We start from the raw sequence: 15746 nt of genomic DNA, 5'->3' as shown, positions 1-15746 counted from the left end.
GGTCAGCCGCGCAGTGCGGCGACGATCTTCTCGACGCGGCGGTCGCGGGTCGCGTCCTGCTTCGCGTCAGCCACGGTGCGGGCATGCTCCTTGCGCACCGAGTACGAGAGGGCGTCGAAGGCGGCGCGCAACGCAGGGTCGGCATCGAGGGCTGCGGCCAGGGCGGGCGGGATGTCGACCTCGCGCTCGGCGGCATCCAGACGGATGACGGCCTCGACCTCCTGGTCGATCTCCACACCGAGGTCGGCCCGCACGGCTTTGCTGAAGCCGATCATGTTCTGCCCGCCCATGCGGGCCAGGCGCAGACGTGCGGTGCGTCCTCCGATCGTGACGGCGACCGGAAACGTCTTGCCCGCCCCGAACGACGCGACCTGCTCGTCGGAGAGGATGATCGCGGCGGCCGGGCCGCGGCCTTCGAGAGTCGTGTGCACGCGCAGCTCGCTCATGCGGGCAGTGTACGCCCGTGCCCGTCTGCCTCGGCCTCCGCCTCTGCGGCCAGCTGGTCGTTGCGCGCTTCGATCAGGCGACGCATGTACTCGCGGAGCACGAGCCGGTCGACCAGTCGTCCGATCGGGCCGAACGGCGAATGGAACCTGATCGTGTCGCGCATCAGCGTGCCCCGCGGGTGCTCCTGGAACACGTGCTCGTGCCAGAACGCGCCGAAGGGTCCCGAGATCTGCCGGTCGCGGAACCCGCGCGGCGGATCGACGTCGTACACGATCGACCGCAGACGGAACGGGATGCCGAAGTGCCGTGCCCGCCAGGTGACGGTCGACCCTTCGCTGAACACGCCGCCCGCCGGGGCCCCGACCATCGTCTCGCCGTACCGTGCCATCGACCGCAGATGCAGCCCGGGGTCGAGGGCGATCGCGAAGACGTGGGCGGGAGCAGCCGAGATCACGCGCTCGAGCACGAACTCGGCCATGTCAGAGGGCGTCCGGCTGCGGCTTCGGGTCGCTGAAGTCGCCGGCGGCCTTGCGCATGCGGGCCACGATCGCGACGAGCTCGGTCGCGTCCGCCTTGCTGACCCCGGGGTCGGCGAAGACATCGGCGTTGAGGGCGGAGGTGGCGCGTTCGACGAGTTCGCGGCCGGAGTCGGTCAGGGCGAGCAGTGCAGCGCGGCCGTCGTGCGGGTGGGGCTCGCGGACGATCAGCCCATCACGCACCAGACGCTCGGCCGTGCTCGTGACGGTCGTCGCATGCACCTGGAGTCGGGCGACCACGCTCGACAGCGGCAGGCGGCCCGACCGGCTGAACGCCAGCAGACGCAGCATCTCGTAGCGGGCGAAGCTCAGGGCGAACGGCTTGAGAGCGGCATCCACCCTGGCGAGCAGCAGCTGCTGGGCCCGCATCACCGAGGTGACCACGGTCATGCCGTCGGCGGCATCCGACCAACCGTGCGCGAGCCATTGCCGCTTCGCCTCAGCGAGCGGATCGACAGGCAGAGGACGGGGTCGGACCACGGTTCTACGGTAGGGCATCGCGCCGGGACTCCGGGGATGCGCCCGCCGGAACGGCGAGTGGTCCTCAGTCGCTCGTCGGGTGGAACTCAGTATCAGGGGACTAGAATCGACGCAGTCGTGAGGAGCAATCGATGAAGATCTTCGTCCTGGTCAAAGAGGTGCCGGACACCTACGGCGACCGCAAGCTGAATCTCGAGACAGGACTCGCCGAGCGAGGTGCCGGCGACGTCGTTCTCGATGAGATCACCGAGCGCGCGCTCGAGGTCGCGCTGAGCCATGCCGACAAGAACGAGGGCACCGAGGTCGTCGCCGTGGCGATGGCTCCCGGCGGCTCGACGGCGTCGGTGCGGCGGGCGCTCGCGATCGGCGCAGGCTCGGCCGTGCACATCGCCGACGAGCAGCTCGCCGGAGCCGACCTCGGGCTCACGGCGGAGACCCTGGCGGCGGCGATCCGCCGCGGCGCACCCGACCTGGTGATCACCGGCAACCTGTCGACCGACGGTTCGGGCGGAGTGATGGCCGCGATGCTCGCCGAGCACCTCGGCTGGGCGCACGCGACCGCGCTCACGAGCGTCGAGATCACGGCTGAGGGCATCACGGGCACGCGAGGGGCGGATGCCGGAGCGCAGCCGATCTCGGCATCCCTTCCCGCCGTCATCTCGATCACCGAAGCGCTGCCCGACGCGCGCTTCCCGAATTTCAAGGGCATCATGGCGGCGAAGAAGAAGCCGCTCGAGGTCCTGACCCTCGACGACCTCAGCGTCTCGGCCGACCCGGGCGCGGCTCCCCGCACGATCATGACCTCGGTCGCCGAGAAGCCGCCTCGTGCGGCCGGCGTGAAGATCGTCGATGAGGGCGATGCCGCCGAGAAGCTCGTCGACTACCTCGTGCAGAACAGGCTGGTGTGACATGACCTACCCCGAGAACCCGATCCTCGTCGTCGTCGACCTCGACCCGGCAGGCAACCCCGCCAGCAGCACGGCGGCCCTGATCGGCGCCGCCTCGACCGTCGGCGCACCGGTCGCGCTCGTCGTCGGCGGATCCGCGGATGCCGCATCGAAGGTCGCCGAGGCGGGAGCATCCGTGGTGCTGACGGCCGACGCCGACGAGACGATCCTCACCGTGCCGATCGTCGATGCGCTGCATGCCGCCTTCGAGCAGGTGCGACCGGATGCCGTGCTCATCTCGAACTCGATCGCGGGGCGCGACGTCGCGGGCCGCTTCGCGGTGCGCGCGAAGCTGGCTCTGTCGGTCGATGCCGTGGGCGTCTCACGAGATGACGAGGGCATCGTCGCGAACCACTCCGTGTATGGCGGCGCCTACCTCACCGACTCGGCCCCCACGTTCGGGGCACCGGTGATCACCGTGCGCCAGGGCGCTGTCGACGCTCGGGCAGAGGCGGTCGCGTCGCCGACCGTCGAAGCCCTGACCGTCGCGGCATCCGGCTCCCCTGCCGCCACCGTCGGCGCTGTCGAAGCGGTCGAGGCCACGTCGTCCCGGCCCGAGCTGCGCGGGGCGACCCGGGTCGTCTCGGGCGGCCGCGGACTCGCGTCGAAAGAGAAGTTCGTGCTCGTCGAAGAGCTCGCCGATGCGCTCGGTGCGGCCGTCGGCGCATCGCGGGCCGCCGTGGATGCCGGATACATCCCGCAGTCTCATCAGGTCGGTCAGACCGGTGTCTCGGTGTCGCCACAGCTGTACGTCGCTCTCGGCATCTCCGGTGCGATCCAGCACCGTGCGGGCATGCAGACGGCCAAGAACATCGTCGCGATCAACAAAGACGGCGAGGCGCCGATCTTCGACGTCGCCGACTTCGGCATCGTCGGCGACCTGTTCACGATCGTCCCGCAGGTGATCGCGGGCCTCGAGGAGCGGAAGAAGTAGCCATGGCGACGCGAACGCTCAGGCGCGGACTCCCGCGCGTGCCCGGCGGCGAGCCGTGGCCTCCCGGGCTCGCGGTCGACGTCGGCGAAGACGATGTGTCGGCGTCGCCGTCTTCGCTCGACGAGCAGGAGAGCGCGTCCCCGGTCGTCGCGGAGCGGGAGGGCGCTTCGCCGGTCGTCGAGTCGGCGGTCGCCTCGCCGGTCGTCGACCCGGTGGAGGCCGCCTCCCCGGTCGTCGAGCGAGGAGCGGAGCGACGAGACGAAACGCGCCACGCTGCGAGCGCTCCCACCGCATCCGTGCGTCGCGGTCTTCCGCGCACGCCGGGCGGAGAGCCCTGGCCGCCCGCGGGTGTGGTGCCTGTCGGTGCGGAGGGCGTTTCGTCTCGGTCGGCGTCGCCGTCATCGCTCGACGAGCAGGAGAGTGCGTCCCCGGCCGTCGCGGCGGCTGTCGCCTCTCCGGTCGTCGAGAGCGCCGCTCCCTCCCCGGTCGTCGAGAGCGCCGCTTCCTCCCCGGTCGTCGAGCGAGGAGCGCAGCGACGAGACGAGACGCGCCACGCTGCGAGCGCGGCCGCCACCGCGTCATCCGTGCGTCGCGGTCTTCCGCGCACACCGGGAGGCGAGCCCTGGCCGCCCGCCGGCACCGAAGCCGTGGTCATCGAGCGCGTTTCGTCTCCGTCTGCTTCGCCGTCCTCGCCCAACGAGCGGGAGGACGCTTCGGTCGCCGCTCCGTCCACGGCCGTGGCCCCGGCAGCCGCATCCTTCGCCCTCGGCGATCCCTCGATGCCGCTGCCCACCCCGCAGACGGTCTGGAACGGCAGCGCGCCGCGTCACATCACGGCGACCGCTCCGACATCCGCTCGTCCTCGACCCTCCTGGACCCAGGCGATCGCCGGTCTGCTCGGGGCCGCGGCCCTCGGCATCGTGGCCGCGGCAGCCGTGGCCCTCGTGCGGGCGCTGCTGAGCTTCCCCTTCATGCAGGACTTCCTCGCGGCCTTCCCCGGCGAATACGAGCCGGCCGTCGCCGTCGAGCCCGGGTTCGCGCCGTGGACCAACTGGGCGCACTTCTTCAACGTGTTCCTGATGGTGCTGATCATCCGGTCGGGTCTGCGGATCCGCAACGAGAAGCGGCCGACCGCCTTCTGGACCCCGCGAGGCGACCCCAAGGGCAAGGTCAGTCTGACGATCTGGTTCCACCAGGCGCTCGACATCCTGTGGCTCGTCAACGGTGTGATCTTCGTCGTGCTGCTGTTCGTCACCGGACACTGGGCGCGCATCGTGCCGACCAGCTGGGAGGTCATCCCCAACGCGCTGTCGGCGGCGCTGCAGTACGTGTCGTTCGACTGGCCGACCGAGCACGGCTGGGTGAACTACAACAGCCTGCAGCAGCTGGCCTATTTCGTGACCGTGTTCATCGCGGCGCCGCTTGCTGCGGCCACCGGATTCCGCATGTCGGGCATGTGGCCCAAGAAGGCCGAGCGGCTGTCGAGGGCGTATCCGATCGAGTGGGCCCGTGCGCTGCACTTCCCGGTCATGATCTACTTCGTGGTGTTCATCATCGGACACGTCGCGCTGGTGTTCCTCACCGGTTTCCTGCGCAACCTCAACCACATGTACGCGTCGTCGGATGCCGTCGGCTGGACGGGCTTCTGGGTCTTCGTGGCCTCCCTGGTGGTGATCGCCCTCGGCTGGGTCGCCGCCCGCCCGCTGGTCATCGCCCCGATCGCGAAGCTCTTCGGCACCGTGTCTGGCCGCTGACACGGTCCTGTCTTCCGCACAGACTGCAACCGGGCACACAGAGACGGCCCCCGCCGATGGGCGGGGGCCGTGTCGTGCTGCATCGTGAACGCGGTGGTCACGAGACGCAGAGATCAGCGCACGAAGCGCACCTCGGTGAGCGTCTCGCCGAGGAACGGCTCGGTGTGGCTGGCGCCGTCGAGCGCGAAGCCGTTGCGCGTGTAGAAGCGATGTGCGCGGGGGTTGTCCTCCGCGACCCACAGGTAGAGGGGCTCGTCCTTCTCGACGGCCGCATCGAAGAGCTTCTGGCCGATGCCGGTCGAGTGGTACGCGTCGAGCAGGTAGATGAAGTACAGCTCGCGGAACGCGGGCGCGTCCTTGTCGCGGGCAGGGCCGGAGCCGACGAAGCCGACGATCTCGCCGTCGACGAGGGCGGCGCGCATCGTGAACTCGGGGCCCTGAGCGGCCCAGTGCGTCCACAGCTCGGCCATGCGACGGGGCGAGACCTTCTCGAGGGCTGCCTTGCTGATCAGGTGGTCGTAGGTCTCGTGCCAGCACTGCGCGTGCACGCGACCAAGGGCTTCCGCATCCACATCACGGACCGGACGGACGATGACTTCAGGCTGGGCTTCGGCGCTCATAGCGCGACTCTACGCGCGGCCTCCGCGAACCGGAAATCGAGCGGGAGCGTTCCCAGACCGCGGATGAGCGGCTGGAGGGATCGCACAACGATGTTCGTGATTCGTTCGCCGATGGCTACGATCAGTCCTCGTGAACGTGATCTGGCGCACTCTCCTCGTGATCCTCTCCGCCCGTCGCCGCGTGCGGCGAGGCAAGACCCTCGACGCAGCATCGGTCAGCAGCATCCGGCTGACGACGCTGCCGACCGACATCGACATCCTCCGTCACATGAACAACGGCCGATACCTGTCGCTCTTCGACCTCGGTCGGTGGGATCTGCTGATCCGCACAGGGCTGTTCGACGCCATGAACGAACGCGGCTGGTATGCCGTCGTCTCGAGCGAGACCGTGACGTTCCGCAAGTCGCTGCAGCTGTGGCAGCGGTTCGAGGTGCAGTCGCGCTTCATCGGTCATGACGACAAGGCGGTGTTCCTCGAGCACAGGGCGGTCGTCGGCGGCGAGATCTACGCCCGCGTCATCGTGCGATCGAGGATGCTGCGTCGCACCGGCGGCACGGTCAGCAACGAAGAGCTCTTCGCCGCCGTCGGCAAGCCCGAGGGTGTGCCCGAGATCGACTCCTGGGTGCACGACTGGGCCGCAGCATCCGCTCTGCCTCCCGTGCGCACCCCGGCGCCGAGCGTGTGGAGCTGACGCCGTGACCGATCCGTGGGGTCTCGAGACGCGCACGCCGGGCTCGGTGCTGCTGGTCGGATGCGGCAAGCTCGGCATCCGCCTCGGCGAACGGCTCGTCGCACAGGGCTCAGAGGTCACGGCCATGCGGCGCAGTGCGGGCGACATGCCGTTCCCGGCCATCGAGGCGGATCTGCGGCATCCGCTCGACCGTGAGCTGCCGGAGTTCGACTCGGTCGTGATCACTCTGCCGCCGAGCACCGAGGGCGACTCGATCTATCCACCGGCGTTGCGGGGGCTCGCGAAGGCCCTGCCGACGATGCCCGAGAGGGTCGTGTTCGTCTCGTCGACGCGCGTGTTCGAGGGACGCCCCGGCGAGACACCGCTGACCGAGCGCGATGCGCCGAAGGTGTCGAGCGAGCGGGGCGGCGATCTGGTCGAGGGCGAGCACCTGGCGATGGAGCTGTTCGGTGCGCGCATCGTGCGCCCGGCCGGCATCTACGGACCCGGTCGCGACTTCCTCATCCGGCGGGTGCGCGAGGGCGCAGCGGTCGACCACACCCGCCGCACCAACCGCATCCACGAGACCGATCTCGTGCGGCTGCTCGAGGCGATGCTGCGGGCCGACTCCGCGCCCCCGCTGATCCATGCCGTCGACCGCGAGCCCGTGCTGCTCGGAGACGTCGTCGCGCACATCGCCTCTCGCCTCGGAGTCGAGCCGCCCCCGCACCTCGATCCGGAGGTCGGCGGCGGGACGGTGCTGGAGGGGCGCCTGCTGCAGGAGTTCCTCGGCGATCTCGAGTATCCGACCTTCCGCGCGGGCTACGACGAGATGATCGCCGCGCTCTGAGCGCTTCCGCCCGGTTCCGGTCGCACTCCGTGGCGTGCCTTCGCACGAGCGACGGCATGAACTGCGACCGGAACCACCCGACGCGACCGTCGCTCAACGGCAGGCGGGCACTGCAGTCCTAGGCTGAGCTCATGGCCGACCCGATGCCCACCGCGGATCCCGAATCCGTCTCGCTCGCGGACCGTGCCGTCGAGCTCGCCCGCCGTTGGGTGATCGAGGCAGCGGCCGCCGACGTCGATCCGGCGGCAGAACGGCTCGCCGGTGTGCTGCAGGATGCCAACGGGCTGCCGTTCACGCTCGGATTCGTCGACGGTGTCATGCGCCCCGAGAGCCTGAGTGCCGCGGCATCCCAGCTGCACCGCATCGCTCCGATCGTCCCCGACTTCCTGCCCTGGTACCTGCGGTCTGCCGTGCGGCTCGGCGGCGGCGTCGCCCAGATGCTGCCGACCCCCGTGGTGCCCATCGCGCGTCGGGTGCTGCGTGACATGGTCGGCCACCTGGTGGTCGACGCCCGCCCCGCGAAGCTCGGACCGGCGATCGCGAAGATCCGTGAATCGGGTGCTCGGCTCAACCTCAATCTGCTCGGTGAGGCGGTGCTGGGTGAGGACGAGGCGCGGCGGCGGCTCGACGGCATCCACGAGCTGATCCGTCGCCCCGATGTCGACTACGTGTCGGTCAAGGTGTCGGCGATCGTCAGCCACATCTCGATGTGGGCGTTCGACGAGGTCGTCGAGTCGGTCGTCGAGCGACTGCTTCCGCTGTATCTGACGGCCGCCTCGGATCGCACCTTCATCAACCTCGACATGGAGGAGTACCGCGACCTCGACCTGACGATCGCGGTGTTCACCCGCATCCTCGAGGATCCCCGCCTCGACGGTCTCGAGGCGGGCATCGTGCTGCAGGCGTATCTGCCGGACGCCCTGCCGGCACTGCAGCAGCTCACCGCCTGGGCGCGCGAGCGGGTCGACCATGGCGGAGCCCCCATCAAGGTGCGGCTCGTCAAGGGAGCCAACCTCGCGATGGAGCGGGTCGAGGCGCGCATGCACGGATGGGCTCAGGCCACCTACGACACCAAGCTCGACACCGACGCGAACTATCTGCGCTGCCTCGACTGGGCGCTGCGGCCTGAGAACGTCGACGCGGTGCGCCTGGGCATCGCGGGCCACAACCTGTTCGGCATCGCCTATGCCTGGTTGCTCGCGGGGGAGCGCGGGGTTCGAGCGGGCGGCGTCGACGCCGCTGCCGCGACCACGGCCTCCCAGCCGCCGGTCGAGTTCGAGATGCTGCTCGGCATGGCGCAGGGGCAGGTGCAGGCCGTGTCGCGCGAGGTCGGCGAGGTGCTGCTCTACGTGCCGGTCGTGAACCCGGGCGAGTTCGATGTCGCCATCAGCTATCTCGTCCGCCGGCTCGAAGAGAACGCGTCGAGTGACAACTTCCTCTCCGCCGCGTTCCGGCTGGGCGACGACGAGTCGCTCTTCATGCGCGAGCGGGACCGGTTCCTCGACGCCCTCGATCGTTCGACGTCGTCGACGCTGCGGGTGGGCGCGCTGCGCGGCCAGGACCGACTGGCGCCGGTGCACGAGTCGATGCGCCCGGTGCCCGTGGCGCCCGCGCCCGAAGAGGGTCTGACCCAGGCGGTGCTCGGCATCTCCCGCGGTGCGGATGACACGGGCGGGCCGTTCCTCGAGACGGCGGTCTATGCCCCGCGCGAGCTCGACGAGGCGACCGGCGGTGCTCCCGGCTTCGCGAACACTCCTGACAGCGATCCGTCGCTTCCGGCCAACCGTGACTGGGCGCGCGAGATCCATGAGCGCATCGCCGACTCGACGCTCGGTGTCTCGACGATCGACGCGGCCCGCGTCGACGACGCCGACACGCTCGAGAGCACGATCGCCGGGGTGCGGGAGGCCGCAGCCCTGTGGGGCGCGCGGCCGGCCACCGAACGCGCCGAGGTGCTGCTGCGCGCGGCGGCCGCACTCGAGGGGCGCCGCGGAGACCTCATCGAGGTCGCCGCCTCCGAGACCGGCAAGGTCTTCGCCGAGGCCGACGTCGAAGTCAGCGAGGCCGTCGACTTCGCCCGCTACTACGCAGCCAAGGCCAGAGAGCTGGATGCCGTCGCCGGCGCCGCATTCGAACCCGCGCGCGTCACCGTCGTCACCCCGCCGTGGAACTTCCCGCTCGCCATCCCGGCCGGGGGAGTGCTCGCCGCGCTCGCCGCAGGCTCGGGAGTCGTCTTCAAGCCCGCCCCGCAATCGCGCCGCTGCGCCGCCGTCATCGCCGAGACCCTGTGGGAGGTCGGTGTTCCGCGCGATATGCTCGCGCTCGTCGACATCGAGGAGGGCGACCTCGGTCGTGAGCTGATCTCGCACGAGTCGGTGGACCGCGTCATCCTCACCGGGTCATGGGAGACCGCTGCCCTGTTCCGCTCGTGGCGGCCCGACCTGCCGCTGCTCGCCGAGACGAGCGGCAAGAACGCGATGATCATCACCCCGTCGGCCGATCTCGATCTCGCGGTCGCCGATCTGGTGCGCAGCGCCTTCGGGCATGCAGGGCAGAAGTGCTCGGCGGCGTCGCTCGCGATCCTCGTCGGACCGGTCGGGCGGTCGAAGAGATTCGCCCGTCAGCTGGCCGATGCGACTCGGTCGCTGCACGTCGGCTGGCCGACCGATCCGCTGGCCGAGGTCGGGCCCGTGATCGAGCGTCCCGAGGGCAAGCTCGCCTGGGCGCTCACCGAACTCGACGGCGACGAGAAGTGGCTCATCGAGCCCGCCCTCTCGGACGATGACCCCGCCGGTCGGCTCTGGCGGCCGGGCATCCGCGTCGGGGTGCAGCCGGGGTCGCGCTTCCACACCGAGGAGTTCTTCGGGCCGGTGCTGGGCATCATGCACGCCCCGACGCTCGAGCGGGCGATCGAGCTGCAGAACGCGGTCGAGTACGGCCTGACGGCGGGACTGCACACGCAGGACCCGGCCGAGCTCGCCCTGTGGCTCGACCGGGTGCAGGCCGGAAACCTCTATGTGAACCGCGGTATCACCGGCGCGATCGTGCAGCGTCAGCCGTTCGGCGGGTGGAAGCGCTCATCGGTCGGCCCCGGGGCCAAGGCGGGCGGACCGAACTACCTGATCGGGCTCGGGTCCTGGCGCTCGAGCGGATCCGGCACGGTGTCGAGCACGCTGCATCTGCGTGGGCTCGACTCGCGAATCACCGACCTGATCGAGGCGGCGCAGCCCTCGCTCGGCTTCGAGGCGTTCGAGTGGCTGCGTCGTTCGGCGCTGTCGGACGCCCTCGCGTGGGATCGCGAGTTCGGCCAGGTGCGCGATGTGTCTCACCTGGGTGTCGAGCGCAACCTGTTCCGCTATCGCCCGGTGCCGGTCGCGATCAGGGCCACTGCGGACGCCGGCTGGCAGGAGCTGCTGCGCGTCGTCATCGCCGCGGTGCGCGCCGGGGCCGGATTCGTGCTGTCGACCCCCGTCGGGCTGCCCCCGGCAGTGCGCCACGCGCTCGCCGAACTCGGCGCGGTCGTCTACATGGAGACCGACGACGAATGGATCGAGCGGATGCGGCGTCGCGGCGACTCGAGCGAGGTGCGCGAGTCTCTCGGCGACGATGAGCTGCGCCCGAGCAGGGCACGACTGGTCGGCCCGCGCGAATCCGTGTCCGCGCTGCACCGTGCGCTCGCCGCGGCTGTGGGCGGCGACCCCGACCTCGCGGTGTACGACGGCGAGGTCACCTCTGCCGGGCGCATCGAGCTGCTGCCCTTCGTGCACGAGCAGGCGATCGCGATCACCGCGCACCGTTACGGCAACCCCGACGACTGGAGCGCCGCGGTCATCTGAGGCGGTCGCGCTTCGGCATCCGTTCGGCCCTCGCCATCTCCGGCATCCCCTCTCCCGCGGTCGACCACGCACCTACCTCCGCGGTGCGTGGTCGAAAGAGCATCCGAAACGGGCGATTCGGGTGCTCTTTCGACCACCCCTGTCGATGCGACCCGGCCGACAGACATCGCATGTAAAGAATTCTTGACACAGCGGATGCCGCAGGCGTACTGTCGTGTCAAGAATCTTTTACATGGGAGGCATCATGGTCTACGAAGAGCGCAACGCCTGGGCCGGTCTCATCGTCGGCGTGGTGGTGATCGGGGCGTATGTCGTCGTCGTGCTGCAGCAGGCCGCCGGCGGACCGGTGACCGATGTCGACTGGTTCCCGCTCATGATGTGGACGATCGGTCTCGGCATCGTGGCCACGATCGTGCTCAGCATCGTCTGGGGGATGATCGCCGGTGCGAAGGATCCCGACGGGGTCGGCAAGTCCGATGTCCGCGACCGCGACATCAGCCGCATGGGCAGCCGGGTCGAACAGTCCTTCGTCGTGATCGCCGGCCTCGGCGTGATCACCCTCTGCGCGGTGGGCGCCGACCTCTTCTGGATCGCCAACACCATGTTCGCGGGGTTCGCCGTCTCGGCCATGGTCGGCAGCGTCGCGCGAGTCGTCGCCTACCGTCGGGGACTCGTCTGATGGTCAAGCCCACGCTCGTCTCCAACCGCATCCGCGCTCACCGCGAAGCGGCCGGACTCACCCAGGCCGAACTCGCCCGCAGCATCGGCGTGACCAGGCAGACGCTCATCGCGATCGAGCAGGAGAAGTACTCCCCGTCGCTCGAGCTCGCGTTCCAGATCGCCCGCGCTTTCGGCGTAGGGCTCGACGACCTGTTCCAGTACCCGCAACCCACGAGCACGGAGGTGTGACGTGACCGAGACCGACAAGACCCCGACGAACAGGACCGAGATGATGCCGGCGTGGCGTCGCGAGACCTACGGCTCGGCCGACGGCTTCCGCCTCGAGCAGATCCCCGTTCCCACTCCGCGGTCGGGCGAGGTGGTGCTGCGAGTCGAGGCGACCGCGCTCCACGCCGGCGACGTGCGTCTCATGCTCGGCGATCCGCTGCTCGTGCGCCCCATCTTCGGGCTGACGCGCCCCAAGTACCCGGTGCGCGGGATGGAGGTCGCCGGAACCGTCGTGGCAGTGGGCCCGAACGCGATCGGCGCCGAGCTCGGAGAGCGTGTCGTCGGCGAGCTCACCGGGGGCGGGGGACTCGCGTCGCATGTCGCTGCGCCCGCTGCGCGTCTCGTGCCGATCCCGCCCGACGTCACCTCCGAGACCGCCGCGTGCCTGACGATCTCGGCGGGCACGGCCTGGCAGGCACTCGACCGCGCGGGGATCGGCTTCCGTGCCGCCAGAGGCACTGCGGCCGGACACATCCCGCGCGTTCTCGTGATCGGTGCGTCCGGGGGAGTCGGCACATTCGCCGTGCAGCTCGCAGCGCTGCGCGGGGCCGAGGTCTGGGCCACGTGCGGAGAACGCAACTTCCGGCTCGTCGAGCACCTCGGCGCCGTGCGCACCCTCGACCACCGCACCTCACCGCTGGCCGACCTGCCGGCCGGGCATTTCGACGCGGTGATCGACATCGCCGGCGGCTTGGGCCTTCGCGAACTGCAGCGCCTCGTCGTGCCCGGCGGCTCGGTGGTGCTCGTGGCAGGCGACGGGGGGCACGTCCTCGGGCCGATACCTCGCATCCTCAAGGCGGTGTTCCTGTCGATCGGGTCGCGCCGCCGCATCCGCCCGCTGGCGGCGACGCCGCGCCCCGAGATCCTCGCCAAGCTGCTCGAGCTCACCGCTGAGGGGCGCATCACGCCGGTCGTCGAGAGGGAGTACCCCTTCGACGAGGCATCCGCCGCCCTGGCCCACCTCGAAGCGGGCCACACGGTGGGCAAGGTGGTCGTGCACGGACCCTGACCGCGACGGGCCGCGCTCTGGCGGCGTTCAGGGGCGGATGACAGAATGGATGCTGGCGTGCCCGAGTCGCATCTTCCCCCTGGCGTCGGCTCTCACCGAGCGACGCGGGTCGAAGGACCGCCGGGCCCCTGGACAGCGTCCGCCGCATCCGTTCGAGGAGCCCCATGTCTGTCGAAACCACCGCGCCGGCATCCGAGACCGCAACCCCGGTCCGCACCGCACACCACCGTCACTATCTGATGTGCAAGCCGTCGCACTTCACGGTGAACTACTCGATCAACCCGTGGATGGAGCCGGCGAAGCCGACCGACACCGCACGGGCCGTCGAGCAGTGGCAGAAGCTGCACGACCTCTACCTCGAGCTCGGCCACGAGGTCGAGCTGATCGAGCCCCTCGCCGGGTATCCCGACATGGTCTACACCGCGAACGGCGGGTTCCTGATCGACGGCCGCGCCTATGTGCCGAAGTTCCGCTTCGTCGAGCGTCAGGGAGAGGCCCCCGCGTTCGCGGACTGGTTCCGCGGTGCCGGCTACGACACCGTCCTCCCCGAAGAGGTCAACGAGGGCGAGGGTGACTTCCTGCTCGTCGGCGATGTGATCCTCGCGGGCACCGGGTTCCGCTCGACCGGCGACAGCCACCGCGAGGTCGGGGAGGTGTTCGGCCGCGAGGTCGTGTCTCTCAACCTCGTCGACCCGCGCTTCTATCACCTCGACACCGCGATCGCGGTGCTCGACCCCGTGCAGGGTGTCGAGAACGGCGGCCCCGAGCGCGCGAACATCGCGTATCTGCCCGGCGCCTTCGACGACGAGAGCCGCGCCGTCCTCCAGGAGCGCTTCCCCGATGCCATCCTCGTGTCCGACGAAGACGGATCGGTGTTCGGCCTCAACTCGGCGAGCGACGGCTACAACGTGGTCATCTCGCCGCGCGCCCTCGGTTTCGAGAAGCAGCTGCGCGAGCGCGGCTACAACCCGATCATGATCGACCTCTCCGAGCTGCTGCTCGGCGGCGGCGGCATCAAGTGCTGCACCCTCGAACTGCGCGGTGAGGCGTGACCGCGGTCGACGCCGAGGTGTCGGCTGAGCCGCACGTCGCCCACAACTATCACCCCCTGCCGGTCAACATCGCCCGAGGTGACGGAGCCTGGGTGACGGATGTCGAGGGCAAGCGCTACCTCGACCTGCTCGCCGCCTATTCGGCCGTGAACTTCGGCCACCGGCATCCCGCGCTCGTCGCTGCTCTCACCGAGCAGCTCGGTCGGGTCACGCTCGTCAGCCGGGCATTCCAGAGCGATCGGCTCGAGCCGTTCGCGGCGGCGCTCGCGAAGCTGGCGGGCAAAGACATGGTGCTGCCGATGAACACGGGCGCCGAAGCGGTCGAGACGGGCATCAAGGTCGCCCGAGCCTGGGGGTACCGCGTCAAGGGCATCGCGGACGGCCGGGCGCGGATCATCGTCGCCGCCGGGAACTTCCACGGCCGCACCACCACGATCGTCAGCTTCAGCGACGACGAGCAGGCGCGGGCGGACTTCGGTCCCTACACGCCGGGCTTCGACGTGGTCCCCTACGGGGATGCGGATGCCGTCGCCGCCGCGATCACCGACGACACCGCCGCCGTGCTGATCGAGCCGATCCAGGGTGAGGGCGGGGTGGTGATCCCGCCGGAGGGATACCTGCGCCGCATCCGCGAGATCTGCGACGAGAAGAACGTGCTGTTCATCGCAGATGAGATCCAGTCCGGACTCGGACGCGTCGGCGAGACCTTCGCGTGCGACCGCGAGGGTGTCGTGCCCGACCTGTACCTGCTGGGCAAGGCGCTGGGCGGCGGCATCCTGCCGGTGTCCGCTGTGGTGGGCAATGCCGACGTGCTCGGAGTCATCCGTCCGGGCGAGCACGGCTCGACCTTCGGAGGAAACCCGCTCGCCGCGGCCGTCGGGCTGCGGGTCGTCGAGATGCTCGAATCGGGGGAGTTCCAGGAGCGCGCTCGCGCACTCGGCGCTCACCTCGGAGCCGCTCTCGAACCGCTGAAGGGTCATGGCGTCACCGAGGTGCGCATCGCCGGCCTGTGGGCAGGCGTCGACATCGACCCCGCCAAGGGCACCGGGCGTGAGATCGCCGAGAAGCTGCTCGACCGTGGGGTGCTGGTGAAAGACACGCATGGGCAAACCATCCGCATCGCGCCGCCGCTCGTCATCCGGGCGACCGAGCTCGACTGGGCGGTCGAGCAGCTGAAGCTGGTCCTCGGAGCCTGAATCCCCGGTCCGCCGGGCGACACGCCCGGCGGACAACCCGGATTTGCCGGAACCCCGGAACCCACGTAACTTATTACTTGTTCGCCCCACAGGGAAGCGGAGAGGCCGAGAGCTTCACCCCCCTCAAGCGGAGAACCACCTCCACTCGATCAGCTCCTCGGAGCAGATCGCAGACACACTTCTGTCTGACCTGGAGCTTCCACTACGGACAAGCGGTCGATTTGACAGCGAGTCCGGAACGGATAAGCTAGTGAAGTTGCCTCGGCGGCCTTGAGCCCCGAGCTGCAGATCTGGTTCTGAACATCACGGCGTGTCGATTTGACAGCCTGAAATGCGAAGATAAGATAGAGAAGTTGCCCTTCGGGCCTGGTTGTGATGACTGGGTCGTGGGAGCATCCGATCCTTGAGAACTCAACAGCGTGCACTTGTCAAATGCCAAATTATCCTCGTCTAGCTTCGGCTGGGTG

General features: G+C 69.7%; 15 protein-coding genes. 11 read left to right on the top strand and 4 right to left on the bottom strand.

Going from position 1 to position 15746, the window contains the following annotated elements:
- Nucleotides 1-2 precede the first annotated feature (2 nt).
- The 3 genes from MRBLMI13_RS17470 to MRBLMI13_RS17460 are packed head-to-tail and all read right to left on the bottom strand — an operon-like array spanning nucleotide 3 to nucleotide 1463.
- The gene (locus MRBLMI13_RS17470; protein ID WP_367824238.1) at nucleotides 3-446 is read right to left on the bottom strand and encodes a YdeI/OmpD-associated family protein; all 444 of its coding nucleotides are present in this window, start codon (nucleotides 444-446) and stop codon (nucleotides 3-5) included.
- Nucleotides 443-925, bottom strand: coding sequence for an SRPBCC family protein (locus MRBLMI13_RS17465; RefSeq protein WP_367824236.1), 483 nt, complete (start codon nucleotides 923-925; stop codon nucleotides 443-445). Before MRBLMI13_RS17465 ends, MRBLMI13_RS17470 begins: the two co-directional genes overlap by 4 nt.
- Nucleotide 926: 1 nt before the next feature.
- The gene (locus tag MRBLMI13_RS17460) at nucleotides 927-1463 is read right to left on the bottom strand and encodes a MarR family winged helix-turn-helix transcriptional regulator (RefSeq protein WP_309691505.1); all 537 of its coding nucleotides are present in this window, start codon (nucleotides 1461-1463) and stop codon (nucleotides 927-929) included.
- A 131-nt stretch (nucleotides 1464-1594) separates the two neighbouring features.
- Here MRBLMI13_RS17460 and MRBLMI13_RS17455 point away from each other — a divergent pair, with 131 nt between their 5' ends.
- From MRBLMI13_RS17455 to MRBLMI13_RS17445, 3 genes are read left to right on the top strand one after another with little or no spacing between them, the layout of a single operon-like run.
- Nucleotides 1595-2371 carry an electron transfer flavoprotein subunit beta/FixA family protein gene (locus tag MRBLMI13_RS17455; protein WP_367824234.1) on the top strand — a complete coding sequence of 259 codons (777 nt, stop codon included), beginning with the start codon at nucleotides 1595-1597 and terminating at the stop codon, nucleotides 2369-2371.
- Between the two features lies 1 nt (nucleotide 2372).
- Entirely contained in the window at nucleotides 2373-3344 is a 972-nt protein-coding gene (locus tag MRBLMI13_RS17450; RefSeq protein WP_367824232.1) for an electron transfer flavoprotein subunit alpha/FixB family protein, read from the top strand.
- Nucleotides 3345-3346: 2 nt separating this feature from the next.
- On the top strand, nucleotides 3347-5098 hold the full coding sequence (locus MRBLMI13_RS17445; RefSeq protein ID WP_367824231.1) for a cytochrome b/b6 domain-containing protein: 1752 nt from the start codon (nucleotides 3347-3349) through the stop codon (nucleotides 5096-5098).
- Nucleotides 5099-5211: 113 nt separating this feature from the next.
- On the opposite strand, the gene MRBLMI13_RS17440 is transcribed toward MRBLMI13_RS17445, so the two are convergent.
- Nucleotides 5212-5718, bottom strand: a complete 507-nt coding sequence (locus tag MRBLMI13_RS17440; RefSeq protein ID WP_042541435.1) for a GNAT family N-acetyltransferase — start codon at nucleotides 5716-5718, stop codon at nucleotides 5212-5214.
- A 130-nt stretch (nucleotides 5719-5848) separates the two neighbouring features.
- Here MRBLMI13_RS17440 and MRBLMI13_RS17435 point away from each other — a divergent pair, with 130 nt between their 5' ends.
- From MRBLMI13_RS17435 to rocD, 8 genes are all read left to right on the top strand, one after another.
- Nucleotides 5849-6409, top strand: coding sequence for an acyl-CoA thioesterase (locus MRBLMI13_RS17435; RefSeq protein WP_042541436.1), 561 nt, complete (start codon nucleotides 5849-5851; stop codon nucleotides 6407-6409).
- A gap of 4 nt (nucleotides 6410-6413) precedes the next feature.
- Complete coding sequence (locus tag MRBLMI13_RS17430) at nucleotides 6414-7238, top strand: hypothetical protein (RefSeq protein ID WP_367824229.1); 825 nt, start codon at nucleotides 6414-6416, stop codon at nucleotides 7236-7238.
- A 131-nt stretch (nucleotides 7239-7369) separates the two neighbouring features.
- Nucleotides 7370-11074, top strand: coding sequence for a proline dehydrogenase family protein (locus MRBLMI13_RS17425; RefSeq protein ID WP_367824227.1), 3705 nt, complete (start codon nucleotides 7370-7372; stop codon nucleotides 11072-11074).
- Between the two features lie 232 nt (nucleotides 11075-11306).
- A complete protein-coding gene (locus MRBLMI13_RS17420; RefSeq protein WP_367824225.1) occupies nucleotides 11307-11753 on the top strand; it encodes a hypothetical protein in 447 nt (148 codons plus the stop codon).
- Complete coding sequence (locus MRBLMI13_RS17415; RefSeq protein ID WP_042541438.1) at nucleotides 11753-11983, top strand: helix-turn-helix transcriptional regulator; 231 nt, start codon at nucleotides 11753-11755, stop codon at nucleotides 11981-11983. Before MRBLMI13_RS17420 ends, MRBLMI13_RS17415 begins: the two co-directional genes overlap by 1 nt.
- Before the next feature lies 1 nt (nucleotide 11984).
- Nucleotides 11985-13031 carry an NAD(P)-dependent alcohol dehydrogenase gene (locus MRBLMI13_RS17410; protein WP_367824223.1) on the top strand — a complete coding sequence of 349 codons (1047 nt, stop codon included), beginning with the start codon at nucleotides 11985-11987 and terminating at the stop codon, nucleotides 13029-13031.
- Between the two features lie 164 nt (nucleotides 13032-13195).
- The gene (gene ddaH, locus MRBLMI13_RS17405; RefSeq protein WP_367824221.1) at nucleotides 13196-14083 is read left to right on the top strand and encodes a dimethylargininase; all 888 of its coding nucleotides are present in this window, start codon (nucleotides 13196-13198) and stop codon (nucleotides 14081-14083) included.
- Nucleotides 14080-15279, top strand: coding sequence for an ornithine--oxo-acid transaminase (gene rocD, locus MRBLMI13_RS17400; RefSeq protein WP_309691489.1), 1200 nt, complete (start codon nucleotides 14080-14082; stop codon nucleotides 15277-15279). Before ddaH ends, rocD begins: the two co-directional genes overlap by 4 nt.
- Nucleotides 15280-15746 lie beyond the last annotated feature (467 nt).

The organism is Microbacterium sp. LMI13-1-1.1 (assembly GCF_040815625.1).
In the GTDB taxonomy this organism is placed as follows: Bacteria; Actinomycetota; Actinomycetes; order Actinomycetales; family Microbacteriaceae; genus Microbacterium; species Microbacterium forte.
This window is presented reverse-complemented; position numbering and strand designations above follow the sequence as displayed.

Coding starts and splice junctions, on each gene's coding strand:
- MRBLMI13_RS17415 (WP_042541438.1), top strand. CDS start 11,753: ATGGTCAAGCCCACGCTCGTCTCCAACCGCATCCGCGCTCACCGCGAA.
- ddaH (WP_367824221.1), top strand. CDS start 13,196: ATGTCTGTCGAAACCACCGCGCCGGCATCCGAGACCGCAACCCCGGTC.
- MRBLMI13_RS17425 (WP_367824227.1), top strand. CDS start 7,370: ATGGCCGACCCGATGCCCACCGCGGATCCCGAATCCGTCTCGCTCGCG.
- MRBLMI13_RS17450 (WP_367824232.1), top strand. CDS start 2,373: ATGACCTACCCCGAGAACCCGATCCTCGTCGTCGTCGACCTCGACCCG.
- MRBLMI13_RS17445 (WP_367824231.1), top strand. CDS start 3,347: ATGGCGACGCGAACGCTCAGGCGCGGACTCCCGCGCGTGCCCGGCGGC.
- MRBLMI13_RS17455 (WP_367824234.1), top strand. CDS start 1,595: ATGAAGATCTTCGTCCTGGTCAAAGAGGTGCCGGACACCTACGGCGAC.
- MRBLMI13_RS17420 (WP_367824225.1), top strand. CDS start 11,307: ATGGGAGGCATCATGGTCTACGAAGAGCGCAACGCCTGGGCCGGTCTC.
- MRBLMI13_RS17440 (WP_042541435.1), bottom strand. CDS start 5,718: ATGAGCGCCGAAGCCCAGCCTGAAGTCATCGTCCGTCCGGTCCGTGAT.
- MRBLMI13_RS17465 (WP_367824236.1), bottom strand. CDS start 925: ATGGCCGAGTTCGTGCTCGAGCGCGTGATCTCGGCTGCTCCCGCCCAC.
- MRBLMI13_RS17470 (WP_367824238.1), bottom strand. CDS start 446: ATGAGCGAGCTGCGCGTGCACACGACTCTCGAAGGCCGCGGCCCGGCC.